Below are 23980 nucleotides of genomic sequence, written 5' to 3' on the forward strand. Positions count from 1 at the left end.
AAGACCCCGTAAATATGCGGAAGACACACGCCAGTCAGGGCAGATCGGCCGAGATCCGCCCCCGCACCACCGCCGGAGCCGTCGAATACGGCAGCAGATCGCGCGGCTCGTCCGGCAGCAGCACCTCGACTTCCGCGTCCTCGCGGAAGCGGTACGGCCGGTGCTCCAGAAAGCCCCCGAGATAGCGCCGTACCCGCGACATCTCGGCACGCACCGTCACCGTACGGCCCGGGTCGCCGAACACGTCCTCCGCCAGCCCCGCCGCGCTGCGGCCGGTCCGGTGCACGGCCAGCAGATAGAGCAACTCGGCGTGCCGGGGGCTCAGTTCGTGGCTCCAGGAGCCCGCGCTGCCGGACACCGTCACCGACCAGCGGCGCGGCTGTGTCAGGTCCAGCGCGATCCGCGTCGCCCCGGGCGGCACCGGCTCGTCGGAGTCCCGCAGCAGCCAGCCCCCTGCCAGCGGCTCCACCGAGCACAGGCCGAGCGGCGGCAGCCACCGTCGGCCCGGCGCCAGGGACTTGGGCAGCGCGATCCGGTTCGCGTACGGCATCCCGCTCACCGCGGCGGTCCAGCCGTCCCGGTCCACCACCAGGGCCCGCCCGGGCAGCCGCGCCAGCACCGGCGCCGCCACCGCGCGCAATCGCTCCAGCGAGGTCAGATGCAGCTCCCGCAGCCGGGCCTCGGCGAGCTTGGCCACCGAGTCGACCCACGCGAGCGTGGCCGGATGCATGGTCTCCAGCGGCCCGCTGACGTCCACCACGCCGATCAGCCGGCCGTCCCGCGGATCCGTGAGGGGGGCGCCGGTGCAGGTCCAGGAGGTCTGGGAGCGCTGGAAGTGCTCGGAGGCGAAGACCTGTACGGGCCGGCGCACCACCGCGGGCGTGCCCACCCCGTTCGTGCCGACGACGCTCTCCCGCCAGTCGGCGCCGAGTTCGAACCCGAGGCTGTCGGCCTTGCGCAGCACGGAGGAGTTGCCCTCCCGCCACAGCACCCGGCCCTCGTCGTCGGCGACGACCATGATGTGGTGGGCGATGTCCGCGACCGCCAGCAGGCCCTCGCGCAGCACCGGCAGGACATGCTTGAGCGCGGTGGTCTCCCGGCGCCGCTGCACCTCCTCGCGGGACAGCAGACCGGACCTGGCGTCGTGGTCCGGGTCGACACCGCTGCGCAGCATGCGGTCCCAGGACTGCTCGATCACCGGGCGCGGCGCGACGGGAGCGCGCTGTCCGGCGAGCGTGGCGGCGCGGACCTCGCTGAGTACCCGCGCGGCCCGGCCGGAGTCCACGGCGGCCAGCTGTGTCACGTCCGTCGGCGAGAGCGCCAAGGATCCCTCCCGGTTCGACTCGTGCACGCCTTGACTGTGTGTCTCATAGTGCCGCCCCACACCGGCGGAGGCACACACTCCGCACACAGTCGCCAACAAGTTGCAACCCCTTGCAACCCTGGTGGACCGCTCTGGCCTGATTGAGACTTGAGCAACGCCGTCCCGAGCGGCGTTCGTGGCCTCGAACGGGCCAAGCGCAGGGGTGGTGCCGTGTCGGCGCAGCACCACCCCTGTCTCCGACGGTTGGGCCGTGTTCGCGACAGGGATGCGGCTTTCTGTGCGTCGGCGCTGCGGGTTCGTTGGGGCTGGTCGCGCCCACGCGGCGGAGCCGCATATCGATGCGGCCCCGCACCCCTGAGGTCGGCGGCCGCATCCTTGGCCGGATCGCTGAGCCTCTCAGGCCACCGGCCGCGCTCGCTCCATGATCGACCCGAGGTCCAGGGTGTGCGGAAGGGTTCCGAAGGCCGCGCCGCCGTCGCCGCCCAACCGTGAGGCGCAGAAGGCGTCGGCGACCTCCGGTGGTGCGTAGCGGACCAGCAGGGAGCCCTGCAGGACCAGTGCGAGTCGCTCCGTCAGGCGGCGGGCGCGGGCCTCGATGCCGTCCAGATCGGCCAGTTCGGTCAGCAGGCCCTTGATCGCCGCGTCCAGCCGGTGATCGGCGCCGCGCGCCTTGCCGACCTCCTGGAGATAGGCGTTGAACGCCGCGGGCTCCCGCTGCAACGCCCGCAGCACGTCCAGCGCCTGGACGTTGCCCGCGCCCTCCCAGATCGAGTTCAGCGGCGACTCGCGCACCAGCCGGGGCATCCCCGACTCCTCGACGTACCCGTTGCCGCCAAGACACTCGGACGCCTCGACCGTCAGCGGCGTACACCGCTTGGTCACCCAGTACTTGGCGGTCGGCACCGCGATCCGCAGCAGCGCCCGCTCCTGCTCGCCGCCGTCGTCGTAAGCGGCCGCGAGGCGCAGGGCGAGGGTGGTCGCCGCCTCGGACTCGACGGCCAGGTCGGCCAGGACGTTGCGCATGAGCGGCTTGTCGACGAGCTTCCCGCCGAACGCCTCGCGGTGCGTGCAGTGGTGGATCGCCTGCGCGACCGCCTGCCGCATCAGCCCCGCCGAGCCCAGCACACAGTCGAGCCGGGTCGCGGCCACCATCTCGATGATGGTGCGCACCCCGCGCCCCTCATCACCGACCCGGCGCGCCCATGTCCCGTCGAACTCGACCTCGCTGGAGGCGTTCGAGCGGTTGCCCAGCTTGTCCTTGAGCCGCTGGATGCGGAACACGTTGCGCGTGCCGTCCTCCAGGACGCGCGGGACCAGCAGACAGGTGAGGCCGCCCGGCGCCTGCGCCAGCACGAGAAACCCGTCCGACATGGGTGCCGAGCAGAACCACTTGTGCCCGGTCAGCTCGTACGACTCGCCGTCGGGGAGGGGACGCGCGGCCGTCGTGTTGGCGCGTACGTCGCTGCCGCCCTGCTTCTCCGTCATGCCCATCCCGAACAGGGACCCGGCCTTGAGCCGGGCCGGCCGCAGCTCACGGTCGTAGATCATGGACGTCAGCCGCGGTTCCCACACGGTGGCGAGGTCGGGATCGGTGCGCAGAGCCGGGACCGCCGCGTGGGTCATGGACAGCGGGCAGCAGTTGCCGGCCTCGATCTGCGTCCACAGCAGGAACGCGGCCGCCCGTCGCACATGCCCGCCCGGCCGCACCCAGGCCGCGGTCAGGCCCGCCGCGACGCCCTTGCCGAGCAGCCGGTGCCAGGACGGATGGAAGTCGACCTCGTCGACGCGGTGGCCGAAGCGGTCGTGGGTGCGCAGCGTCGGCGGGTGCTCGTTGGCCAGCGCCCCCCACTCCTGCAGCTGCGCCGATCCACAGGACTTGCCGAGCCCCGACAGCTCGCCCCGGACCTCGTCCAGCAGCTCGGGGTCCAGATGACGTTCGACGGCCGAGCTCAGGGCCTGATCGGCGGTGTAGGCGTCGTAGCCGACCAGGGGCGGGGGCTGGTTCGTCACGGTGTGCGTGCTGCCTGCCATAGGTGTGAACCTACCCCTCCGTAGAACGGTGATATCCACCCTGACACGGCACCGGCGCGCACGATCGGGCAGGTGGCGAGGGCGTGCACCCGGCGCCGCGATGAGTGCGCCCCCGTACGGCGGATACCTTTAGGTCGTGCAGCCAGCAAGTGAATCCTCCCAGCGGCCCTCCGGCCGTCTCCACCGGGCGCGTGCCCTCTACCGGAACGTGTCGAAGCGCAGGACCGCCTGGCTGTTGCTCAAGGACACCGTCAATTCCTGCATCGAGTACCGCATCCTGGGGCTCGCGGCCGAGGCGGCGTTCTTCACGCTGCTGTCCGTGCCGCCGCTCCTCCTGAGCCTCATCGGCCTCCTCGGTTACGTCGACGACTGGACCGGCACCGACACCATCACCAGCCTGGAGACCAACATCCTGGAGGCCTCCCGCACGGTCCTGTCCGACAAGGGCGTGCGTCAGATCGCCCAGCCGATCCTGGACGACGTGATGAACGGCGGCCGACCCGACGTGATCTCCGTCGGCTTCCTGTTCGCCCTGTGGTCGGGGTCGCGCGCGGTGAACGTCTTCATAGACACGATCACCGTGATGTACGGGCTCGACGGCGTCCGCGGCATCGTCAAGACCCGGCTGGTGGCGTTCCTGCTGTTCCTCGCGGCGCTGCTGATCGGCTCGGTGGCGCTGCCGCTGATGGTGGCGGGGCCGGACGCGGTGGTGCGGATCGTGCCGTGGTCGGAGACCTTGGTGCAGGTCCTGTACTGGCCGGTCGTGATCGTCCTGTCGATCGCGTTCCTGACGACGCTCTACCACGTGTCCGTGCCGGTCCGCTCACCCTGGATCGAGGACGTGCCCGGCGCGCTGGTCGCCCTCGCCATGTGGGTGCTGGGCAGCTTCCTGCTGCGCATCTACCTGACGAGCACCATCGAGGGTGCGTCGATCTACGGCTCGCTGGCCGCCGCCGTCGCCGTCATGCTGTGGATCGGCGTGTCCGCGTTCGCCGTGCTCGTCGGGGCCGCGGTCAACGCCGCGATCGACCGGGTCTGGCCGGCCGCCGCGACGGCCGCGGCCCGCGCCGCGAACGAGCGGATGCGCGAGGCCCAGGTCGCCGAGTACGTGGCCCGGCACGCCGCGAACCGGGAGCAGGACCCCGACGACCCGGACATGCCGTCGGAGTTCCCCGAGCGCTGGTCCCGCTTCCTGCCACCGGAGGACCTCTCGTCGCGGCTGCGGACGCATGTGAAGAGCACTCACACCCATCCGCCGCACAAGCCGGAGGACTGACCGGACCGAAAGGCCCGAAGGGCAGGGCTTCAGGCCTTCCACGCCCCCGCCGCCGCGGCCTCCCGCACGAAGTCGGTGAAGTCGCGCGGCGCACGGCCGAGCACCTCGCGGACGTCGTCCGTCGGATGGGCGTTGCGGCCGTCCATGAGGGTCTCGAAGACCTCGACCAGGAGCTCCGCCTCCTCGGCCGGCACACCGAAGCCCCGCAGGGCCTCTCCGTAGGCCGCTGTCGGCACCGGCGTGTACGTGATCGTGCTGCCCGTCGCCTCGGAGATCTCCGCGACCGCCTCCCGCCACGGCAACAGCCGCGGCCCGGTCAGCTCCAGGGTCCGGCCCACGTGGCGGTCACCCGAGGTCAGCACGGCCGTCACCACGTCCGCGATGTCGCGCACGTCGATGAACGGCTCCTTCACCTCGCCCGCCGGGAAGACCAGCTCCCCGTGCACCATGCCCTCCACCAGCGGTCCCTCGCTGAAGTTCTGTGCGAACCACGCGGCCCGTACGATCGTCCAGTCCGCGCCCGAGGACTTCAGCGCCTCCTCGGTCGGCAGCGCCTGGTCCTCACCGCGTGCCGACAGCAGCACCAGCCGCCGTACGCCGAGCCCCACCGCCTCCCGCGCGAGCGCGCCGACACCCTCGGCCGCCGCCGGGGAGCCGACGTCGGACGGGTACATCAGGTACGCCGCGTCCGCGTCGCGCAGGGTCTCCGCCCACGTCGTCGGGTTCTCCCAGTCGAAGCCCTGCGCCCGGGAGGCGGCCCGTACCGTCAGCCCGGCCCCGTGCGCCGCTTCCGCCACCCGGCTCCCGGTACGACCCGAGGCACCGGTCACCACTACCGTCATCCGCTGCGTGTTCGCCTTGTCGGCTGCGTTTTCCGTCATGCTTCAAGTCAACGGGTGCGCGCCGCGACAGCCCATCGCTGAACGGCTCATTCCCATGCGCGGGCGTCTACGCTGAGCCCATGGACGCTCTCGCCGGCCTTCTGGAGGGCCCACGCGCGCGTGGCGCCTTCATGATCCGCGCGTGTTTCGAGCCGCCGTGGGCCATCCGCGTCGAGGACCGCGCCCCGCTCACCGTCATGGTCATGGTCCGCGGCGACGCCTGGGTGATCCCGGACCAGGGCGAGCGAAGCGAGATGGGGGTCCCCCCGGCCGAAGATCGGGGGAGGCTCCGGCTGCGCCCCGGCGACCTTGCCATCGCCCGCGGCCCGGACCCCTACATCTGCGCCGACGACCCCGGCACCGCACCCCAGGCCCTGATCCTGCCGGGCGCCGAATGCAGCTACCCCGACGGACGCTCCCTCAACGGCTCGATGGACCTCGGCGTGCGCACCTGGGGCGACCGGCTCGACGGTTCGGCCGTGATGCTGATCGGCACGTATCTGTGGCAGGGCGAGGTCAGCGGGCGCCTGCTGAACGCGCTGCCGCCGCTGCTGGCCCTCACCGCCGACGTGTGGGACTGCCCCCTCACTCCGTATCTCCTGGAGGAGATCGTCCGCGACGAGCCCGGCCAGGAAGTCGTCCTGGACCGGCTGCTCGACCTGCTGGTCATCGCCGCGCTCAGGGCCTGGTTCTCCCGCCCGGAGGCGGCGGCCCCGGCCTGGTACGCGGCGCTCGCCGACCCCGTGGTCGGCCGCGTGCTTCGGCTCGTCCAGGACGACCCCGCGCACCCCTGGACGGTCGGCCTCCTGGCCATGAAGGCGGGGGTGTCCCGGGCCGCGCTCGCCCGGCGCTTCACCGAACTGGTGGGCGAGCCGCCGATGACGTACCTGACGGGATGGCGGCTCGCGCTCGCGGCGGATGCGCTGCGTGACACCGACGACACGCTCGAAGCGATCGCGCGGCGGGTCGGGTACGGGAGCGCGTTTGCCTTGTCCAGTGCGTTCAAGAGGGTCTACGGGGTGAGTCCGCAGGAGCATCGGGGTTGACGGGCTGCGCCCCCGGAGGGGCGCTTACGCTGGCGTATGTGTATGAGGAGAGGGCGTCCCGGCTGCCCGGCGCCGTGGTCTGGACGAACGCCTCGTCCGACACCGGCGCGGGGCGTGTCCTGCCCGACGGGTGCATGGACCTGTTGTGGCACGAGGGACGGCTGCTCGTCGCGGGGCCCGACACACGCGCGTTCGTCACGGAAAGGGAGCCCAGTACCTGGGCCGGCGTCCGCTTCTATCCCGGCGCTGCGCCCGCCCTCCTCGGTGTGCCCGCGCACGAGCTGCGTGATCGGCGCGTGGAGCTCGCCGACCTGTGGCCGGCCGCGGAGGTACGGCTCCTGCGCGGACGTATCGAGGCGGCGGCCGACCCCGTGACCGCGCTGGAGGAGGTTGCGCTGGAGTGCGCGGCCGTTGCGGAGCCGCCCGACCCTGTCCTGCGGCAGATCGTCAAGGCGCTGGACGCGGGCCACCCCGTCTCCGTCACGGCGGACCAACTCGGCCTGGGCGCACGCCAGTTGCACCGTCGCTGCCTGGCCGCCTTCGGGTACGGCCCCAAGACGCTGGGCCGGATCCTGCGGCTGCAACGCGCGCTCGCGCTGGGGCGGGACGGTGTCCCGTTCGCGGACACGGCCGTCCGGACGGGGTACGCCGATCAGGCTCATCTGGCCCGGGATGTCAAGGAGTTGGCGGGCGTACCGCTCGGCGAGCTACTCGGCCGGAGCGGCGCCTAGCGGCGCGAAGAGGTCGACGCCGTTGCCGTCGGGGTCCTGGACGGAGGCGTACCGCTGGCCCCAGAAGGCGTCCCACGGCTTGAGCTCGCCGTGGTAACCGGCGCCGACCAGGTCCTCGTACACCGCGTCGACCTCGGCAGGACCCTCGCACCGCAGGGCGAGCGAGTGACGGCCGCTACCCGTGGGCGGCTGCCACTGGGGGAGGAAGGACCGCACCGTCTCCTCGGTGTCGAGCAGCAGCCGCAGCCCGCCCGGCAGTTCGGCCTCGGCGTGCGGCTCGGTCTCGGCGCCCGTGGGGAACGCGAACCCGAGGCGGCGGTAGAAGGTGACTGAGGCGGCCATGTCGGAGACGACCAGGCCGATGGCATCGAATCGTGGAGTCATGCGGCCACCGTATGCACGCCGGCGCCGGCCGGTCTTGAAGGAATCGGACACCTCAGTCGAAGGTCACCGGCCCCAGAAGCGTGTCCACCGTGAAAGTGATCCCCACCGGGCCCGTCGTCAGGTCGAGGTCCGTGCCGAGGGCCGACAGCAGGGGCCGGATCTCGTCCGGCTCCGGGGCGGTCGCGGACAGGGACAGCAGTGGGGTGGTGGGCAGGTCCGAGGCGGTGGGGTGGACCGTGGCGCTCCAGTCGATGAGGAAGGGGACGAGGCCGGAGGGGTGGGCGTCGTCGCCGTCGGTGAGCCGCCATTCCAGGAGGGTGCCGTCGGGTCTGCGGCGGCTCATCGACTGCGCCGGGCCGGGATCGTAGCCCCGGGCCCGGGCGGCGGCGATGGCGGCGTCCAGGTCGGGCGGGCTGATCGCCCAGGTGACCGTGCGCGGGACGGTGAGCCCGTCGACCATGAAGGGGCGGGGCGCGTCGTTCGCGGACGGCTCGGGGTCCGGGCCGATGATCTCCAGGTAGCTCATTCCGCCCAGCGACACCAGGTAGTTGCGGGTGCCGAGCCCGACGTGCACGCCGCCCGGGGCGGGGGTCACGCCGGTGCGCCGGGCGAAGTCGGCGACCGTGGCGGACAGGTCGGGCGTCACGAGGACGAGGTGGTCAAGGAGCGCGGGAATGGCGTTCATCGCAGCCGAGGCTACGCAGAGCGGCGCGCGATATGGAACACCTGTGCGCCAGGCGGAAGGCGGGGCTCACCCGTCGTGGATGATCGTGCCGTCCTCCAGCAGAGTCGGATGGATCTTCATGGGCCCGTACTCGTCCACGTCGGACGGGCGCGGCGGCTCCGGCCCGTCGGCACCCGTCCGGACCAGGCGCTGGACGCGGCAGATCCGCGGCCTTGGCGTGGAGGGCCTTCGTCGCGTCGTCGAACCGGTACAGCACGGGCCACATCTCGGCCATTGCGTCGTACAGCACCCGGCGGGCGTCATGCGCGGTGGGCTGGAGCGCGAGGGCCGGCTCCCAGCCGGTCCGTTCGCGCTCGACGACGCCGAAGCAGGCGGGCAGCAGCACGATCCGCGGATGTGTGAGCACGGCCCGCTCCGAGTCCCGGCGGGCGCCCGCGGGGAAGCGCACGCCCCGGTCGCGAAGTCCCGCCCGCACGGCGCCCGCCAGCGGGTCCCAGGTCCGTTCAGCGTGTCCCGGCAGATCTGCGGCGTCCCGTTCACCACCGGCTTCAGCACCCGCCACTCGGGCCCGACCGACGGATCCTGCACGGCGACCCCGAACACCGGCCCACGCAGGGCGAACCCCGGACAGCGCAGCGAGGCGTTCACCGCGTCGGCCTCCCGCATGGGCTGGGGTGAAGAGGCCCGACAACCCGGGGTGTCGGGCCGTTAGGCTCGCCCGTATGTCCGTGCGACTGCTCGTCTGCACCCGCACCACCGCCTACCGGCACGCGTCCATCCCGGCCGGCGTCGAAGCCGTACGCACCATCGGTGACTTCGAGGTCGACCACACAGAGGACCCCACGGCCTTCGAGCAACCCCTCGACCGATACGCGGCCGTCGTCTTCCTCTCCACCAGCGGCGAGGTGCTCACCCCCGCCGGGCGGGAACGGCTAGCCGCGTACGTCGAGGGGGGCGGCGGCTTCGTCGGGGTGCATGCGGCGGCCTGCACCGAGTACGACTGGCCGTACTACGGTGAGCTGTTGGGCGCCCGGTTCGACCGGCACCCCGACCACCAGCCGGGCAAGGCGCTCGTCGAGGACCGCGAGCACCCGGCCACCCGGCACCTGCCCGCCGTATGGGACTTCGTCGACGAGTGGTACGACTTCCGAACCAACCCCCGTGCCACGGTACGGGTGTTGGCCTGCGCCGACGAGTCGTCGTACGACGGAGGCGGCATGGGCGGGGACCACCCGCTGGTGTGGTGCCGCGACCAGGGATCCGGCCGCGCCTTCTACACGGCACTCGGCCACGCGCCCGAGGCCTACGAGAACCCCGACTTCCGCGCCCATCTCCTCGGCGGGATCAACTGGGCGGCGGGACTGGACTAGAGCACGCGGAGTCCGGGGTGCTCCACGGCGTCGAACCCCGGCGCGTTCGTCCCGCGCCGGGGTTCGACTCGTACCGCTGCCGCTACGGCGTCAGGACGCGCTGCGCCGCCTGGGAAGGGCGCGGAACTGGGGGCCGTAGGTGCCGGGGGCGTAGGGGTTGCGGGTCTCCATCAGTTCCACGGCGGGCCTCTCCAGGCCGTGCATGGCGTGGATGGCAGCGCCCAGGGTGCGGTGGCCGCCGCCGGCCCAGGCCGCGTCGAGAGTGTCCAGCACGGTGCTGTAGGTGGCGTCGAACTGGTGCAGGAGTTGGCGGACCCGGGCCGGCGGGTTGGGCCAGCCGCCGACCGGGACCGGGGCCATGGGGCGTACGTCGGGGAAGGGCACGGGCGCGCCGACGTACTGCCAGCCGTCGTCCGTCCGGCGCAGCTCCCTGCCGTGGTAGATCTCGCCGAAGGCGTAGTAGTGCGCGGGGTGGTCGTCCTCGAAGGAAGCGGACGGGGAGCTGGTGGTGCCCTCGCCCTGCTCCATGATGATCCGGATGGCCTGCTCGACGTGGTCGAGGTTCGCGATCGGAGACAGATCGTCGGAGAAGACGTACTGGGACAGCTGTCCCTGCACCGACAGTTCCGGCCGCACCGTCCGGAACGCGTTCAGCAGCCCCTCGTAGAACTCGCCGACGGTGGGGGAGGCCTGCACGCTCCGGACGAGCGATTCCTCGGGGGCCTCGATCGCCATCATCACATCGCGCACGAAGGGCTTGGTGAGGCCCGACAGGTAGACGTGCACTCCGGCACGGACACCGCCGGGCAGCGGCCCCGGGTAGACGGGTGCGGCGGCCTTGATCTGCGGTCTTGCGCCCACGGCCACGAGAAGGTTGCAGGTGATGCCGAGGTGGTACATCTCGTCGCCGACGATGCGCTGGATCAGCCGCGCGACCTCACTGCGGCGGTCCTTGACGGACCACAGGCCGCAGAAGTAGGGCGGGATGGTGGCGAGTTCCAGTGCGACGGCGACCTGAAGGGCCGACCTGATCCAGTCGACTCCGCGGCCATCCTGGGGAACGGCCAGCAGCCGTGCCACGGACCCGAGGGCGGGCGCCGCGAGCGCACCGCCTGCCGGGGGCGCGGCAGCCTCCGCGGGACCGGCGACCGCGACCGCGGCCGGGGTGCCGCTCGCCAACGCGGCCGACGCCAGGAAACTCCTGCGCCTGAACGGGGCAACTGTCTGCCTGTCCGGCTCTTCGCTCATACCCGTCACTCTCGACTCTCGCCTCAGCTCATCGCCACGGCCCCGCCTCGGCTCGATGCCCTGGGGGACGCGGGACCCTCGGACAGCTCGCGAAGCTAGCAACGATCAACGTCGCCACCAGGGCGGACGGGCCGGGCGGCGCATCAACCACCCTGTCGGTCCAACGCGATCAGGGTCGGTACGGCGCCGGAGAACCGCTCAGTGGGTGTGGGCGTCGACGGTCCTGTCGCCGGCCTCGCGTACCGCGATCCGGGCGAGTTTCGTGAGCATCATGCCGCTGCGGATCCGGACGAGATAGTCGACGGGGAGCCCGTGCATGCGGACGCCGGGGCCCCGCAGGGCATGCCAGTCGAGAATGAAGAGGGTGTTCTCGCCCCAGGGGATCAACCGCATGGCGATGCGGGCCGCGCCGAACGGATCCGCCTTCGCCTCCAGCTCCAGACGGCGCTCCGGTTCACAGATCCGCACGACGCACGTGTCGTCCAGGACCGCGGGGCCGACGCCGACCCGGACCTGCAGACGGGCGCCCACGGCGGGCCAGTGCGGGTCCGCGGCGAGGATCTGCTGGGTGCCCGACACCCACTCCCCGTAGCGATGGCCGTCGGACAGCAGGCTCCAGACCTTGGACGGCGGGCTCAGGATCAGACGGCGATTCCGGGCCACACCGACCACGCTCCTTCTGGAAGATCCTGAGCTGCTCGACCTGGCCTTCGACGCTAGCGGCCCCGGGCACCCCGAGCACCTGTAGTGGGGGCCCGCCCGGCCAACCAGGTGAAGGACTCAGCGGGACAGCCCGCGCGGCCCCGCCGTGCTCGCCCGCTCCACCAGACGCGTCGACAACTCCGTCCGTGTGCTCTCCGGCCGTTCCCCGTCCATCATCCGCACCAGCAGGTGCAACGCCGTCGCCGCCATCTCCGACAGCGGCTGGCGGATCGTGGTGAGGGCCGGGGCGATCCAGCGGGCCTCCGGCAGATCGTCGAAGCCGACGACGCTCATGCCGTCGGGCACGCTCAACCCGCGCTCCGCCAGCGCCTCGTAGGCACCGAGGCTCATCCGGTCGGAGCAGACGAAGACCGCCGTCGGCGGCTCCGGCAGGTCGAGGAGCTCCAGCATCCGGCGGCGGGCGAGACCCTCGTCGAAGCCCGCGTGCCGGACGTACTCGGGGCGGTGCCGCACCCCGGCCGCGGCGAGCGCCGAGCGGTAGCCGGCCACCCGGGCGGTGCTGCACATCTTGCGCTGATGACCGGCGATCACGCCGATCCGCTCATGCCCCAGCGCCAGCAGATGCTCGGTGGCGAGGACGCCGCCGTGCCAGTTCGCCGCGCCCACCGACACCACGCCCGGCGGCGGATCCAGCACCGGGTCGATCATCACGAACGGGACGCGGCGCTGCTCCAGCCACGCGTACTGCGACGCCGTCAGCTCGGCCAGGTTGAACAGCACCCCCGACGAGCCCCGCGCGATGAGCTTGTCCAGCCAGCCGCGCTCCGGACGGCCGCCCCGCGTCCGGGTCAGCCCGGCCGAGACAACCACCTCCAGGCCCGCGTCGTGGGCCGCCGCCTCCACTCCGTGCAGCACCGCGCCCGACCAGGAGCTGTCCAGCGAGTGCACGACGAGGTCGACCAGGCCCGGCGTCTTCGCCGCGTCGAAGCGCGGTCTGCGGACATAGCCGAGCCGGTCCAGTGCCTCGGTGACCCGGCGGCGGGTCTCGGGGGCCACGTCCTCCCGGCCGTTGACCACCTTGGACGCGGTCGGCACGGACACCCCGGCCTCACGGGCCACGACCGCCAGGGTAGGACCGGCCGCCACGCTCGCACTGCCCGTACGGACCATCGGGAACCACCTCTCCGGCCCGCCCGAGGGCCCTGAAAAGTTTCGACCAGCGCGGAAACAGTAAGCGCTTCCTACCCTAGGTTCGCCGCGATGAGTCCGGAAGAGGCCGGAGTTCCAAGGACTCCACCGACGACGGCTTTCGAAACTTCGAACGCGCCCGGCGTCACCAGCAGGTGAGACGGAAGCCCGTGAAGTCGGCCGCGAACGCCGAGTCGACGAGATCCACGGCATGCGGGCCCAACGCCGGGCATATTTCAGATTGGTGGGCACTCGCCCAACGCCGGACAAGCGCCCACCAACGTCACCGCGCCGACGACACCGGCTGAGGCGCCCGTAGGCGACCGAGCCAGACACTCGGCACCTCAGCTGCAGGCCCAAGCCGCCGCAATGCCCCCAGTCTCAAGCCACCCGCCCCAAATCACCCTCCCGAACCTCATGCACCAGCCCCCCGCCCCCCACCACGCGCTCCAGCTCCTCCACCACGATCCGCCCGAGCCGCTCCAGCTCGTTCCCGAGCGACCCGGCGATATGAGGGGTCAGGAAGACATTGGGCAGGTGATACAGCGGTGACCCGGCAGGCAACGGCTCCGGTTCGGTCACGTCGAGCACCGCGTGCAGCCGCCCGGAGACAAGCTCGTCCGTGAGCGCCGCGGGGTCGACCAACGCCCCCCGCGAGGTGTTGATCAGTACGCCCCCGTCCCGGATCAGGCCCAGCCGCTCCCCGTCGAGCATCCGGTACGTCTCGGGGATGTCCGGCGCATGCAGGCTGACGATGTCGCTGCGCCGCAGGAGGCCGTCCAGCGACAGCAGTTCGGCGCCCAGGTCGGAGGCCTCGGCCGCGCTGACGTAGGGATCGTGCAGCAGCACCGTGAAGTCGAACGGCCGCAGCAGCTCCAGCAGGCGTCTGCCGACGCGCGACGCCCCGATGACGCCGACCCTGCGGCCGACGTTGCCGGTCGCGGCGGTCTCGCGATGCGTCGGGTAGGCATGGGTGCTGCGAAAACGTTCCCGGTGGGCGAAGGCGTCCTTCCCTGCGAGGAGGATCATCGCCAGCGTGTACTCCGCGACGGGCAGCGCGTTGCCGGCCGCCGCGCTGGAGACGGTGACACCGGCCTTCCACAGCGCGTCGCCGACCAGCGAGCGGACCGAGCCGGCGGCGTGCAATACCGTGCGCAGTTCGGGTGCGGCCGTGAGGACGTCGGTGCCGAGGCGGGGGCAGCCCCAGCCGGTGATGAGCACCTCGGTCCGGGCGAGGATCCCGGCCGCGGCCGGGTCGGTGAAGTCCCGTACGACGAGCGTGGGGTCGAGCTCGGCCGCCTGCCGCAGCCGGGCCATGAGCGGTGGCGGGAACAGCAGGGGGAGGTGCACCGGATCCATCGCGAACACGGCCCTCAAGGGGTGCGGGCTGGGCATGACTCTCCTGAGGCGCCGAGTTGAGCAAGGATTCGAGACACTGGCGACGCTGAACGGAAAAACGTTTCAGAAAGCGCCTTCTACCGTAGATCCGGTCGTTGGGCCGGTCAATCGGTGAGATTCGGTGAGATGAGGAGCGAAGCGCTCCGCCCTGGACCGCGGGGGCGATCGTCACGGCGGGACCACCGCGCAGCTCGTGCTGCGCACGACCGTCGCCGGAAGGTCCGCCTTGACCGGAAGCGGCACGGCCGCCCTTTGCCCTCCCTGCCGCGGCTGAAGTGCCACGGGACCGTGTTCACCGCAGCCTGTCCACCGAGGCGGCGTCACCTGGACCACCCTCGCCACCGGTGAGATCAGAGGGTTCGGTGACGCCCCCTACCACGTGGGCCCCGTGATCTGCTCGCGAACCAACTGGACCCTGATGTACGCCCAGTAGCCGTGTAAGCCGAATAGCCCTCACAACCGCTCGTGCGCCGGAATATCGGGCCACAATTAGGTGCTCTGATCTTCACGGTGCACGAGCGCGGTGAGGAGGCTGGTGGACGTATGACGGCAGTCCGGACAGACCCCGTGGTGAGCACGCCCTACGGTGCCGTGCGGGGCCGGTACGAAGACGGCGTCGCGGTGTTCCGGGGCATTCCCTACGCGGCGCCGCCGTTCGGCCCGCACCGGTTTCGGCCGCCCGTGCCGCCCGAGCCCTGGGACGGTGTGCGCGAGGCCGCGGACTTCGGGCCGACGCCGCCCAAGCCGCCGTACTCCGAGGCCTTTGCCCAGTACCTGTCCGACCCCGTCGTGCCCGGCGACGACTGCCTCAACCTCAACGTCTGGACCCCCGAGCCGGGCCCGGCCGCCCGGCTCCCGGTCATGGTGTGGCTGCACGGCGGCGCCCTGACCCGCGGCTCCTCGGGCGTGCCCGTGTACGACGGCCGGCCCTTCGCCCGCGACGGCGTCGTCCTCGTGTCCGTCAACTACCGACTGGGTGTCGAGGGCTACGGCTACTTCCCGGACGCGCCCGCCAACCCCGGCCTGCGCGACCAGCTGGCCGCCCTGGAGTGGGTGCACGCCTCGATCGAGGCGTTCGGCGGCGACCCCGGCCGCATCACCCTGTTCGGCCAGTCCGCCGGCGCGATCAGCATCGGCGCGCTGCTCGCCGCCCCGCAGGCGCAGGGCCTGGTCCGGCGGGCGATCCTGCAGAGCGGGCCGCCCGAGGCCGCCGAGCGGGACAAGGTACGGCGGATGGTGCGCCGGATGGCCAACCGGCTGAGGATTCCCGCCACCGCCGCGGCCTTCGCCGACGTCGACCGCGAGCTGCTCCTGCGCACCCAGGCCGACGTGGGCCGGCTCAGCAGCCCCGTGGTGGGCGGGCCCGCCTTCGGGATCGTCGTCGACGGCGACATCGTCCCCCAGGACCCCCTGGAAGCGCTCACGGAGGGTGACGCCGCCTCCGGCGTGGACCTGATGATGGGCTGGACCCGCGACGAGTACCGGCTGTGGCTGGTGCCCGGCGGGCTCATGGAGCGGGTCGACCGGCTCGGCGCGGTCGCCCTGGCCGGCGCCATGGCCCGCTGCCACGTCGGCGCCGACGTGCCCCGCGGCTACCGCGCCCTGCACCCCGAGGCCGGCACCGCCGAGATCGTCGGCCAGATGGTCACCGACCACCTGCTGCGCGGGCCCCTGCACCGCCTGGCCGACGCCCGCCCCGGATCGTCGTACGTGTACGAGTTCGCCTGGCCCTCCACCCTCCCCGGCCTCGGCGCCTGCCACGCGCTGGAGCTCGGCTTCGTCTTCGACACCGGGGACGTTCCCGAGTCCCGCAAGCTGGCCGGCGAAGGAGCGCCGCAGGAGCTGGCCGACGAGATGCACCGCGCGTGGGTGCGGTTCGCGGTGGAGGGCGATCCGGGGTGGCAGACCTGGGACGACTCGCACCCGGTGCGGATCTTCGGCGACGGCGAGACCCGCACCGCGCTCGGCCCCCGCGACCCCGAGCTCGCCCTGTGGGCCACGGCCGCACCGCCCGAGGCCATGCCCACCTCGGCCCTTGCCGACGATGCGCCGCCGCCGCGCGGCACGGAGATGAGATCGGTCGTACGACGGCTTCGTCTGCCCGGCGCGGTCCGCCGCCACTGACCCGACGGCCACGCCGCCCGGAGCCGCCTTCCTCCTGCCCGCTACTCCTTCGGGGCATGCGGCGTCAGGCGTTGGGGTGTCCTGCGTCAGGGCGTTGGCGTCCCCTGTCGGGCGGCGGTGCTCGGCGCGTCGGTCGTCGGGCCGTCAGGCGTCAGGCGTCGGGCGTGCCGCCTCGGGGCTTCGGGGTGTCAGGCGTCGGCGTCCCCGCCTCAAGCGTCGGGCCGCGCGTAAACGGTCCGTGCCCGTCGGTCGGCGCTTCCCTCCACCGTGGCTGCCGCCGCGCGGGCCCGGGCCGGGCGCGCGTCCCGCTACCGCGCCGCCGACAGAGTCCGTGCGATCGAGCCGATCGCCTCCGGGCCCACCCGGCAGCACCCGCCGATCAGCCGTGCGCCCGATGCCCGCCAGGCCTCGACCTGCTCGGCGGCGAAGCCGGCCTCGCCGGACCAGGACCGGGCCCGCGCATCCCAGGCCTCGCCGCTGTTCGGGTAGACCACGACCGGCTTGCCCGTGACGCGGGCCGCGATCTCGACGGCGCCTTCCACATCCTCCGGCGCGCAGCAGTTCACGCCGACCGCGATCACCTCGTCGGCGTCGGCGGCCAGGGCGAAGGCGTCCTCCAGCGGCTGCCCGGCGCGGGTGCGGTGACCGGCGACGGAGTACGACAGCCAGGCCGGCACACCGAGTCCGCGCACCGCCCGCAGCAGCGCCTCCGCCTCGTCGGCGTCCGGGACCGTCTCCAGCGCCAGTACGTCGGGCTGCGCCCCGGCCAGCACCTCAAGGCGGGGCCGGTGGAAGCGCTCCAGCTCGTCGACGCTCAGCCCGTACCGCCCCTGGTACTCGGAGCCGTCCGCCAGCATCGCCCCGTACGGGCCGGCGGACGCCGCCACCCACAGCGGCCGCGCGACGCCCTCACCCCGCGCCTGCCGAACCGCCTCGCGCGCCAACTCCACGCTCAGGGCGAGCAGTTCCGCCGCGCGGCCCTGCTCGATCCCGCGCCTCGCGAACCCCTCGAAGGTGGCCTGGTAGCTCGACGTGATCGCCACGTCCGCCCCCGCCTCGAAGTAGGCGAGATGCGCCTCGGTGATCGCCTCGGGCCGCTCCGCGAGCAGCCGTGCCGACCACAGCTCGTCGCTCAGGTCGTGCCCGGCGGCCTCGAGCTGGTTGGACATCCCGCCGTCGAGCACGACGGTCCCGGCGGCGAGGGCCTCGGCGAGGGTGATGGTGCTGGTCATGAAGACGACGGTAGTCGAGACGGGGTGGGTGACCGGCATGCGGACAGGCCACGGGTCATCCGCGAGCGACCGTCGTCCGTCGCCCGCCGATCGCCGTCCGATCACCGGCCCTGCGCCGCGTGCCGCCCTCCTGGCCGCTGTCCCCGTCCACGTCCCGGCCCGAACCTCGTAGCCGGCACCGCCAGCCCCACGAGCAGCGTTGTAGGCGCTCCTCAGCGACAGCCGCAGGGTGCCGTCGACCCGGATGTTGTCCTGGTTCAGCCGGAACGCCGGGGTGTTGTACGGGAAGTGGCCGATCAGCCCGGCCGTACCGCCGTTGCCGAACTGCAGGGTCGCCCCGCGCGCGACCGTGACGGCGGGCGGGTCGGCGTCGGTCGTGGTGACGTACGGGTGGTTGCCGCCGAGGACGCTCACCTGCTGCCGCTGCCGGGACTTCGGCAGGGTGAAGTCGCTGTCCCTGGTGAGGACCAGCGTGCCGGTGCCGCGCACGGTGAGCGTGCCCCGGCCGCGGAAGACGCCGTCGTACGTCGTCGTTCCCGGCGGCACGGTGACGACCGTGTCGCCGCTGAGTGTCACGTCCCGGTCGGCGAGGACGTCGGCGGTGACGTCCCGGCCGGCGGCGGCCGCAGGGGAGTGGCAACGGTCAGGGCGGCGACGGCTGCCGGGGCACCGACGGCCGCTGCTGTCTTGTGGGTATGGCTGCGCACGTGATGGGGACGGGCGGAGCGGGGCGCCGATAACAGAAGTCCGGCGATTCTCTTTGTCTCGCCGGACTCGTTGACCTCCTGGTAACACACCCTTACCTTTCAGTCGTTCGTAATGACAGATCCCGTTCGTTATCTCGAACGACCCGAACGACCCGAACGCCCTTGAGCCCCTCAAACGCCCCTGCGCTCCGAACATTCACTGAGAGGCACCCCCCCCGCATGAGCCGCGATCACGATCTGCCCCAAGTGCCCCCAGGCCCCCAAGCCCCCAGCCGCAGGCTGCTGTTGATGGGCGCCGCAGCCGCCGGTGCCCTGACCGCCGCCTCCGCCGTCCCCGGCGTCGCCCACGCCGCACCCCCGACGGCGACCCCCTACGTGAACCCCCTCGTCCAGCAGCGCGCCGACCCCCACATCCACCGGCACACCGACGGCTACTACTACTTCACGGCCACCGCCCCCGAGTACGACCGCATCGTCCTGCGCCGCTCCCGCACCCTGAACGGCCTGTCCACGGCCGCCGAGTCGGTGCTTTGGCGGGCCCACCCCACCGGCGACATGGGCGCGCACATCTGGGCGCCGGAGCTGCACCGCATCGGCGGCAAGTGGTACATCTACTTCGCCGCCGCGCCCGCCGAGGACGTGTGGCAGATCCGCATCTGGGTCCTGGAGAACTCCCACCCCAACCCCTTCAAGGGCACCTGGGTGGAGAAGGGCCAGGTCAAGACCGCCTGGGAGACCTTCTCCCTCGACGCCACCACCTTCACCCACCGCGGCTCCCGCTACCTCTGCTGGGCACAGCACGAACCGGGGCTGGACAACAACACCGGTCTCTTCCTGTCCGAGATGGCGAACCCGTGGACTCTCACCGGTCCTCAAGTGCGCCTGGCGACACCCGAGTTGGACTGGGAGTGCATCGGCTTCAAGGTCAACGAGGGGCCGTACGCCCTGAAGCGCAACGGCCGGATCTTCCTGACCTACTCGGCGTCCGCGACCGACCACCACTACTGCGTCGGCATGCTGACCGTCGACGCCGATGCCGACCTGCTGGACCCGGCCAACTGGTCGAAGTCCCCGACCCCCGTCTTCACCAGCAACGACAGCACCAAGCAGTACGGTCCCGGCCACAACTGCTTCACCGTCGCCGAGGACGGCCGCACCGACGTCCTCGTCTACCACGCCCGCCAGTACAAGGACATCGTCGGCGACCCGCTGAACGACCCCAACCGCCACACCCGCGTCCAGAAGCTCGGCTGGAACGCGGACGGCACCCCGAACTTCGGCATACCCGTGGCGGAGACGGCCGCCGCGACCGCAGCAACCGTCAAGGAGAGTGCGTGAGATGAGACGTGCCTACGCCGCTCTGCTTGCCCTCTGCCTGGCCATGGCCGGCGCCCTGGCCACCGCAGGGGCCGCCCAGGCCGCACCCCGGACCATCGCCAACGGCACCCAGTTCACCGACCCTTCGGGCAACCCGGTGCACGCCCATGGCGGCGGTGTCATCAAGGTCGGCTCCTCCTACTACTGGTTCGGCGAGAACCGCAACGCCGACAACACCTTCCGGTACGTGGACGCCTACCGCTCCACCGACCTGAAGAACTGGGAGTTCAGGAACCACGTCCTGACCGAGTCCAGTGACCCGGAGCTCGCCACCGCCAACATCGAGCGCCCGAAGGTCATGTACAACGCCGCCACCGGCAAGTTCGTCATGTGGATGCACAAGGAGAACGGCGTCGACTACAGCGAGGCCCGAGCCGCCGTCGCCGTGTCCGACACGGTCGACGGCACCTACACCTGGCAGGGCAGCTTCCGCCCGCTCGGGCAGCACATGTCCCGCGACATCACGGTGTTCGTGGACACCGACGGCGCCGGATACATGATCTCCGCCGCCCGCGAGAACTACGACCTGCAGATCTACCGCCTGACCGCCGACTACACCGGCATCGCGAGCCTCGTCGCCGACCCCTGGCACGGCGGCCACCGCGAGGCCCCCGCCCTGTTCAAGCGCAACGGCGTCTACTTCATGCTGACCTCGGGCGCGACCGGCTGGAGCCCGAACCAGCAGCAGTACGCCACGGCCACGAGCATCGCCGGTCCCTGGACGGCGATGACGAACGTCGGCGACTCCACGACGTACGGCTCCCAGACCGCGTACGTCCTCCCCGTACAGGGCGGTTCGACCACCTCGTACCTCTACCTCGGCGACCGCTGGGGCAACTCCTTCGGCGGCACCGTCAACGACTCCCGCTACGTCTGGCTGCCGCTGACGTTCCCCTCCTCGACGTCGATGTCCATGTCCTGGTCGCCGGAGGTCACCATCGACACGGCCACCGGATCGATCAGCGGGACGAGCGCCACGTACAACACGCTGACCGCCCGGCACTCCTCCAAGTGCGCCGACGTCACCAGTCAGTCACTCCGGCAGGGCGCCCAGATCAAGCAGTACGACTGCAACGGCGGCGGCAACCAGAAGTACTGGTTCGAGTCGGCGGGCAGCGGCTACTACCAGCTGATGGTCAGGAACAGCTCCCTGTGCGTCCAGGAGAACGCGAACACGGTCACCCAGGAGGACTGCAACGCCTCCTCGACCGGCCAGCAGTGGTCGGTCACCACCACCGGATCCTATGTGAACATCAAGTCCCGCGCGACCGGGGAGTGCCTGGACGTGAACGGCGCGTCCACCGCCAACTCCGCCGCGGTGATCACGTACACGTGCAACGGGGCGACGAACCAGCAGTGGACGCGCGGTACCTGAGAGGACGTCAGGCAAGCAGGTCGATCGCGTCGATCGACGTGCCCGCGCTGAGATAGCCGGTCGACCCCGAACCGCTCACCACGTCGATCCTCAGCACGTTGTACTGGCCGGTGTCCGTGAGCCAGGCACTCGCCGGAACGCTGTAGGTGAACGTGTGGTTGTTGCCCCGGTAGGACCCATTGGTCAGGGACCGGGTGCCCGGCTGAGTGGGCGGGGAGGGGATCGCCGAGGTCCAGTCGTTGACGCCGATCTGCGGCCGGCCGTTGGCGTAGGCCGTCGTCACACCGATGCGCAGGGTGTGCGCGGCGGCAGCCTGTGCGGCGGTCAGCCTGAAGTACACGAGCAGGCCGCTGTTGACGTCCTTCCAGAGGTAACAGGGGAAGGAAGCCGTCTCGTTGTTGCCGATCACCACGTTGCCGGTCCAGGCGGCGGCCCGGACGTCGGAGGGATGCGCGTACGTCATCAGGTCGGCGTTCTTGAACCCGCCCGGTGTGCCGTTCCAGTCACCGATCCGCCAGATCGCGCTCGCGTTGCCCGGGTCGTTGGAGGACGGTACGACGATCGTGTTGAGGGTGGTCGTGCCACCGGCCGTGACGGTCACCGACCCCGTGTACACGGCGAGTTCGCCCTTGAAGACGGTCAGCGTGTACGTCCCCGGCAGCACACCCCCGATCGAGACCCAGCCGTCCGACGCCCGCGCCGAACCCCAGTACTGCGCCGCCGAGTTGGCGAGCCCGACCGTGTACGGGTACGCCGTGTTCCGGCCCGTGATCCCGACCCCGGCCACCTTGCCGCGTCCGCTCGCGCCGACGTACCCGGACATGCCGAGCGAGTCCGCCCACGACGTGGTGAGCGTGCCCGGGAACAGTGAAGAGGAGGGCGCCCCGCCGTCCGTGAGGGCGATGACGTACGGGCCCTGCAGGCCGAAGCGCTGGGCCTCGGTCTGGTTCTGGCCGTAGTACAGGATTTCGTACAGGCCACCGCCGTCCGCGCTCTGATGGCGCAGCAGTGAGCGGTAGAACGGGCCGCCGGACGCCTTCTCGTGGTTGCTGCGCACGATCCACAGGCCGACGCCGCCGGCCGACCAGCCGACGTAGTCGTAGTCCGTCACCCGGCGCTTCGCGTAGTGCTTCGAGCGGGTCTGGCCGTCGGACTTCGCGAAGACGTCCGAGGCCTCGATGGCGGTGGGCGCGTAGGTGTAGGAGTCGGGCTCGTCGTTGAGGAACAGGCCCTTCTTCACGCGCAGGATGTAGCGGGTCGCGGAGACCGACGTATCGGCCTTGTTGGTCCACAGGTAGATGTTGTTCTCGCCGCTGCGGGCGGCGTAGTAGTGCCGCAGCGTGCCGTACGCGACCGAGATCAGGATCGTCGAACCCGACTGTCCGATGGTCACGGTGGACGTGCCGAGACCGGACTCGATGTGCGAGTTCATGCCTCCGTAGCCCTGGTATTCGGTGCCGCGGTAGACCAGCGAGGTCAGGTCGCCGTTGTTCTTGCTGACCTTGAAGACGAGGTTGGCGCCGGTGTCGACGACGTAGTTGGAGCCGTCGTCGCTCCAGCCGAAGGCCGCGGCGCTCGCTGTCCCGGCGAGGGCCGCGGTACCGACGGCGGCCGTGGCGCCGAGGACGAAGGTGCGGCGGCGAACGGATCTGTCAGGGGATCCGGACATGGGGGGTGCCTCCTTCGGAGTGTCGGGTGCGGGTGTTGTGCAGAGTGACAGTTGAATCGATTTCACGAAAGGGCTTGCGCAGGCTTCGGGTTGGACAGTCATTTAAACGCTCGTCACGGTCTAGAAAGCGCTTGTCCAAACGGGTACGGTCCAGGCGCAGCCGGGTCCAGCCGAGCGAGGAGTCGCGTGTGAGACGTTTCAGCGTCGTCGTACTGGTGGCGGCCACCATGGGTGCCGCGCTGACGGCGGTACCGGCCCAGGCCGCCCACGCCCACTGCACCGCCACCGCCTGCCACTTCGACGTCCCGCCCGGAACGTACGACGTGAAGGTGCTCCTCGGCGGCGAGACCGCGTCGAGCACGCGCGTCACCGCGGAGACCCGCCGCACCCTGCTCCCCGAGACGGCGGTCCAGGCCGGCAAGCGCGTCGCCCGCAGCTTCACCGTGAACGTCCGCACCCCCGAGGGCGAGCCCACCGGAGCCGACGGAACACCCGGCCTGGACCTGCAACTCGGCGGCTCGGCCCCCGCCCTCGCCGACATCGAGGTCACCAAGGCCCGGCATGCCCGCCAGATCCTCCTCGTCGGCGACTCCACGGTCTGCGACCAGCCCGGCGACCCGTACTCCGGCTGGGGCCAGCAGCTGCCGCGGTACCTGCGCAAGGGCCTGTCCGTCGCCAACTACGCCGACTCCGGCGAGAGCACGGTCAGCTACCTCGCCGACTCCCGCCTGTGGGCCACCGTCCAGCCACGGATCCGGCGCGGCGACCTGGTCCTGATCCAGCTCGCCCACAACGACAAGACGACCGACGGGGCGACGTACCGCGGGAATCTGGAAACCCTCGTGGCGGGCGTGCGGGCGAAGGGCGGGAAGCCGGTCCTGGTCACGCCCATCGTGCGCCGCTGGTTCAACGCCGACGGCACCCTGAACAACGACACGGCCCTGCTCGTGAACGGCCTGGGCGTGGACCACCCCGCCGTCATCCGCTCCGTCGCCGCCGCCCACGACGTCCCCCTGATCGACCTGACGGCGAGGACGAAGGCGCGGGTGGAGACCCTCGGCGTCGAGGCGTCCAAGGCGCTCTACCTCTACAACGAGAAGCGGGACAACACCCACACCTCCGTACACGGCGCCACGACCTACGCGAGCTTGGTCCGCGACGAACTCGTCGCCCGGCATCTGGTGCCGAAGCGCCTGATGCGGGTGGGATGAACTCCTGGGGCGCTCCGACCGGAACCGGGGCGTCCCAGGTCCGGAACCGAGCCGGAGAGA

Annotated in this window: 20 protein-coding genes and 1 pseudogene; 8 read left to right on the forward strand and 13 right to left on the reverse strand. The window is 71.5% G+C overall.

The genetic code is table 11. The features are described 5' to 3' along the window. Window positions 1-34: 34 nt before the first annotated feature. Window positions 35-1324 carry a GAF domain-containing protein gene (locus tag ACZ7L5_RS02845; RefSeq protein ID WP_471514490.1) on the reverse strand — a complete coding sequence of 430 codons (1290 nt, stop codon included), beginning with the start codon at window positions 1322-1324 and terminating at the stop codon, window positions 35-37. 396 nt (window positions 1325-1720) lie between these two features. Beyond that, window positions 1721-3355: an acyl-CoA dehydrogenase family protein gene (locus tag ACZ7L5_RS02850; protein WP_471513823.1), complete on the reverse strand. Its 1635-nt coding sequence runs from the start codon at window positions 3353-3355 to the stop codon at window positions 1721-1723. 136 nt (window positions 3356-3491) lie between these two features. On the opposite strand from ACZ7L5_RS02850, the gene ACZ7L5_RS02855 reads away from it, so the two are divergent. Then, window positions 3492-4631 carry a YihY/virulence factor BrkB family protein gene (locus tag ACZ7L5_RS02855; RefSeq protein ID WP_362387191.1) on the forward strand — a complete coding sequence of 380 codons (1140 nt, stop codon included), beginning with the start codon at window positions 3492-3494 and terminating at the stop codon, window positions 4629-4631. Between the two features lie 29 nt (window positions 4632-4660). Here ACZ7L5_RS02855 and ACZ7L5_RS02860 read toward each other — a convergent pair whose 3' ends face one another. Further along, window positions 4661-5512, reverse strand: a complete 852-nt coding sequence (locus ACZ7L5_RS02860; RefSeq protein WP_471513826.1) for an NmrA family NAD(P)-binding protein — start codon at window positions 5510-5512, stop codon at window positions 4661-4663. Window positions 5513-5592: 80 nt separating this feature from the next. Here ACZ7L5_RS02860 and ACZ7L5_RS02865 point away from each other — a divergent pair, with 80 nt between their 5' ends. Continuing rightward, window positions 5593-6558: an AraC family transcriptional regulator gene (locus ACZ7L5_RS02865; RefSeq protein WP_471513828.1), complete on the forward strand. Its 966-nt coding sequence runs from the start codon at window positions 5593-5595 to the stop codon at window positions 6556-6558. A gap of 38 nt (window positions 6559-6596) precedes the next feature. Continuing rightward, on the forward strand, window positions 6597-7289 hold the full coding sequence (locus tag ACZ7L5_RS02870) for a DUF6597 domain-containing transcriptional factor (protein ID WP_471513830.1): 693 nt from the start codon (window positions 6597-6599) through the stop codon (window positions 7287-7289). Here the strand turns inward: ACZ7L5_RS02870 and ACZ7L5_RS02875 are convergent. From ACZ7L5_RS02875 to ACZ7L5_RS02890, 4 genes and pseudogenes are all read right to left on the reverse strand, one after another. After that, window positions 7266-7673, reverse strand: coding sequence for a VOC family protein (locus ACZ7L5_RS02875; protein ID WP_471513832.1), 408 nt, complete (start codon window positions 7671-7673; stop codon window positions 7266-7268). The two genes, ACZ7L5_RS02870 and ACZ7L5_RS02875, sit on opposite strands and share 24 nt — an antisense overlap. A 52-nt stretch (window positions 7674-7725) precedes the next feature. After that, entirely contained in the window at window positions 7726-8358 is a 633-nt protein-coding gene (locus tag ACZ7L5_RS02880) for a VOC family protein (RefSeq protein WP_471513834.1), read from the reverse strand. Next, window positions 8333-8920, reverse strand: a complete 588-nt coding sequence (locus ACZ7L5_RS02885) for a DUF5954 family protein (protein ID WP_471513836.1) — start codon at window positions 8918-8920, stop codon at window positions 8333-8335. Before ACZ7L5_RS02885 ends, ACZ7L5_RS02880 begins: the two co-directional genes overlap by 26 nt. After that, window positions 8920-9024: pseudogene (locus ACZ7L5_RS02890) on the reverse strand (DUF5954 family protein); the annotation flags it as partial. The gene ACZ7L5_RS02885 and the pseudogene ACZ7L5_RS02890, both read right to left, overlap by 1 nt. Window positions 9025-9080: 56 nt before the next feature. Between ACZ7L5_RS02890 and ACZ7L5_RS02895 the strand changes: the two are divergent. After that, a complete protein-coding gene (locus tag ACZ7L5_RS02895; RefSeq protein WP_471513838.1) occupies window positions 9081-9728 on the forward strand; it encodes a ThuA domain-containing protein in 648 nt (215 codons plus the stop codon). 90 nt (window positions 9729-9818) lie between these two features. On the opposite strand, the gene ACZ7L5_RS02900 is transcribed toward ACZ7L5_RS02895, so the two are convergent. The 4 genes from ACZ7L5_RS02900 to ACZ7L5_RS02915 all read right to left on the reverse strand — a co-directional run bounded on the left by ACZ7L5_RS02900 (window position 9819) and on the right by ACZ7L5_RS02915 (window position 14222). Beyond that, window positions 9819-10976, reverse strand: coding sequence for a ferritin-like domain-containing protein (locus tag ACZ7L5_RS02900; protein WP_471513840.1), 1158 nt, complete (start codon window positions 10974-10976; stop codon window positions 9819-9821). Window positions 10977-11174: 198 nt separating this feature from the next. Next, window positions 11175-11639: an SRPBCC family protein gene (locus ACZ7L5_RS02905; RefSeq protein WP_328878412.1), complete on the reverse strand. Its 465-nt coding sequence runs from the start codon at window positions 11637-11639 to the stop codon at window positions 11175-11177. 117 nt (window positions 11640-11756) lie between these two features. Then, window positions 11757-12809 (reverse strand): LacI family DNA-binding transcriptional regulator, encoded by a 1053-nt coding sequence (locus ACZ7L5_RS02910; protein ID WP_471513842.1) that lies wholly within the window; start codon window positions 12807-12809, stop codon window positions 11757-11759. Between the two features lie 399 nt (window positions 12810-13208). Continuing rightward, window positions 13209-14222 carry a hydroxyacid dehydrogenase gene (locus tag ACZ7L5_RS02915; protein WP_471513844.1) on the reverse strand — a complete coding sequence of 338 codons (1014 nt, stop codon included), beginning with the start codon at window positions 14220-14222 and terminating at the stop codon, window positions 13209-13211. Between the two features lie 546 nt (window positions 14223-14768). Between ACZ7L5_RS02915 and ACZ7L5_RS02920 the strand changes: the two genes are divergently transcribed. Beyond that, on the forward strand, window positions 14769-16349 hold the full coding sequence (locus ACZ7L5_RS02920) for a carboxylesterase/lipase family protein (protein WP_471513846.1): 1581 nt from the start codon (window positions 14769-14771) through the stop codon (window positions 16347-16349). A 308-nt stretch (window positions 16350-16657) separates the two neighbouring features. Here the strand turns inward: ACZ7L5_RS02920 and mmuM are convergent, their stop codons facing one another. Then, window positions 16658-17581 (reverse strand): homocysteine S-methyltransferase, encoded by a 924-nt coding sequence (gene mmuM, locus ACZ7L5_RS02925; RefSeq protein WP_471514491.1) that lies wholly within the window; start codon window positions 17579-17581, stop codon window positions 16658-16660. Between the two features lie 926 nt (window positions 17582-18507). Here mmuM and ACZ7L5_RS02930 point away from each other — a divergent pair. Together ACZ7L5_RS02930 and ACZ7L5_RS02935 are read left to right on the forward strand one after the other, a co-directional pair. Next, window positions 18508-19626 (forward strand): glycoside hydrolase family 43 protein, encoded by a 1119-nt coding sequence (locus ACZ7L5_RS02930; protein WP_471513848.1) that lies wholly within the window; start codon window positions 18508-18510, stop codon window positions 19624-19626. A gap of 1 nt (window position 19627) precedes the next feature. Further along, window positions 19628-21040, forward strand: a complete 1413-nt coding sequence (locus ACZ7L5_RS02935) for an RICIN domain-containing protein (protein WP_471513850.1) — start codon at window positions 19628-19630, stop codon at window positions 21038-21040. Between the two features lie 7 nt (window positions 21041-21047). On the opposite strand, the gene ACZ7L5_RS02940 is transcribed toward ACZ7L5_RS02935, so the two are convergent. Next, window positions 21048-22709 (reverse strand): rhamnogalacturonan lyase B N-terminal domain-containing protein, encoded by a 1662-nt coding sequence (locus ACZ7L5_RS02940; RefSeq protein ID WP_471513852.1) that lies wholly within the window; start codon window positions 22707-22709, stop codon window positions 21048-21050. Window positions 22710-22897: 188 nt separating this feature from the next. Between ACZ7L5_RS02940 and ACZ7L5_RS02945 the strand changes: the two genes are divergently transcribed. Beyond that, window positions 22898-23920, forward strand: a complete 1023-nt coding sequence (locus ACZ7L5_RS02945; protein ID WP_471513854.1) for a rhamnogalacturonan acetylesterase — start codon at window positions 22898-22900, stop codon at window positions 23918-23920. Window positions 23921-23980: the final 60 nt, after the last annotated feature.

The organism is Streptomyces sp. NPDC107528 (genome assembly GCF_055639295.1).

Coding starts and splice junctions, on each gene's coding strand:
- ACZ7L5_RS02860 (WP_471513826.1), bottom strand. CDS start 5,512: ATGACGGAAAACGCAGCCGACAAGGCGAACACGCAGCGGATGACGGTA.
- ACZ7L5_RS02930 (WP_471513848.1), top strand. CDS start 18,508: ATGAGCCGCGATCACGATCTGCCCCAAGTGCCCCCAGGCCCCCAAGCC.
- ACZ7L5_RS02920 (WP_471513846.1), top strand. CDS start 14,769: ATGACGGCAGTCCGGACAGACCCCGTGGTGAGCACGCCCTACGGTGCC.
- ACZ7L5_RS02910 (WP_471513842.1), bottom strand. CDS start 12,809: ATGGTCCGTACGGGCAGTGCGAGCGTGGCGGCCGGTCCTACCCTGGCG.
- ACZ7L5_RS02850 (WP_471513823.1), bottom strand. CDS start 3,355: ATGGCAGGCAGCACGCACACCGTGACGAACCAGCCCCCGCCCCTGGTC.
- ACZ7L5_RS02900 (WP_471513840.1), bottom strand. CDS start 10,976: ATGAGCGAAGAGCCGGACAGGCAGACAGTTGCCCCGTTCAGGCGCAGG.
- ACZ7L5_RS02880 (WP_471513834.1), bottom strand. CDS start 8,358: ATGAACGCCATTCCCGCGCTCCTTGACCACCTCGTCCTCGTGACGCCC.
- ACZ7L5_RS02875 (WP_471513832.1), bottom strand. CDS start 7,673: ATGACTCCACGATTCGATGCCATCGGCCTGGTCGTCTCCGACATGGCC.
- ACZ7L5_RS02935 (WP_471513850.1), top strand. CDS start 19,628: ATGAGACGTGCCTACGCCGCTCTGCTTGCCCTCTGCCTGGCCATGGCC.
- mmuM (WP_471514491.1), bottom strand. CDS start 17,581: ATGACCAGCACCATCACCCTCGCCGAGGCCCTCGCCGCCGGGACCGTC.
- ACZ7L5_RS02865 (WP_471513828.1), top strand. CDS start 5,593: ATGGACGCTCTCGCCGGCCTTCTGGAGGGCCCACGCGCGCGTGGCGCC.
- ACZ7L5_RS02895 (WP_471513838.1), top strand. CDS start 9,081: ATGTCCGTGCGACTGCTCGTCTGCACCCGCACCACCGCCTACCGGCAC.
- ACZ7L5_RS02915 (WP_471513844.1), bottom strand. CDS start 14,222: ATGCCCAGCCCGCACCCCTTGAGGGCCGTGTTCGCGATGGATCCGGTG.
- ACZ7L5_RS02940 (WP_471513852.1), bottom strand. CDS start 22,709: ATGTCCGGATCCCCTGACAGATCCGTTCGCCGCCGCACCTTCGTCCTC.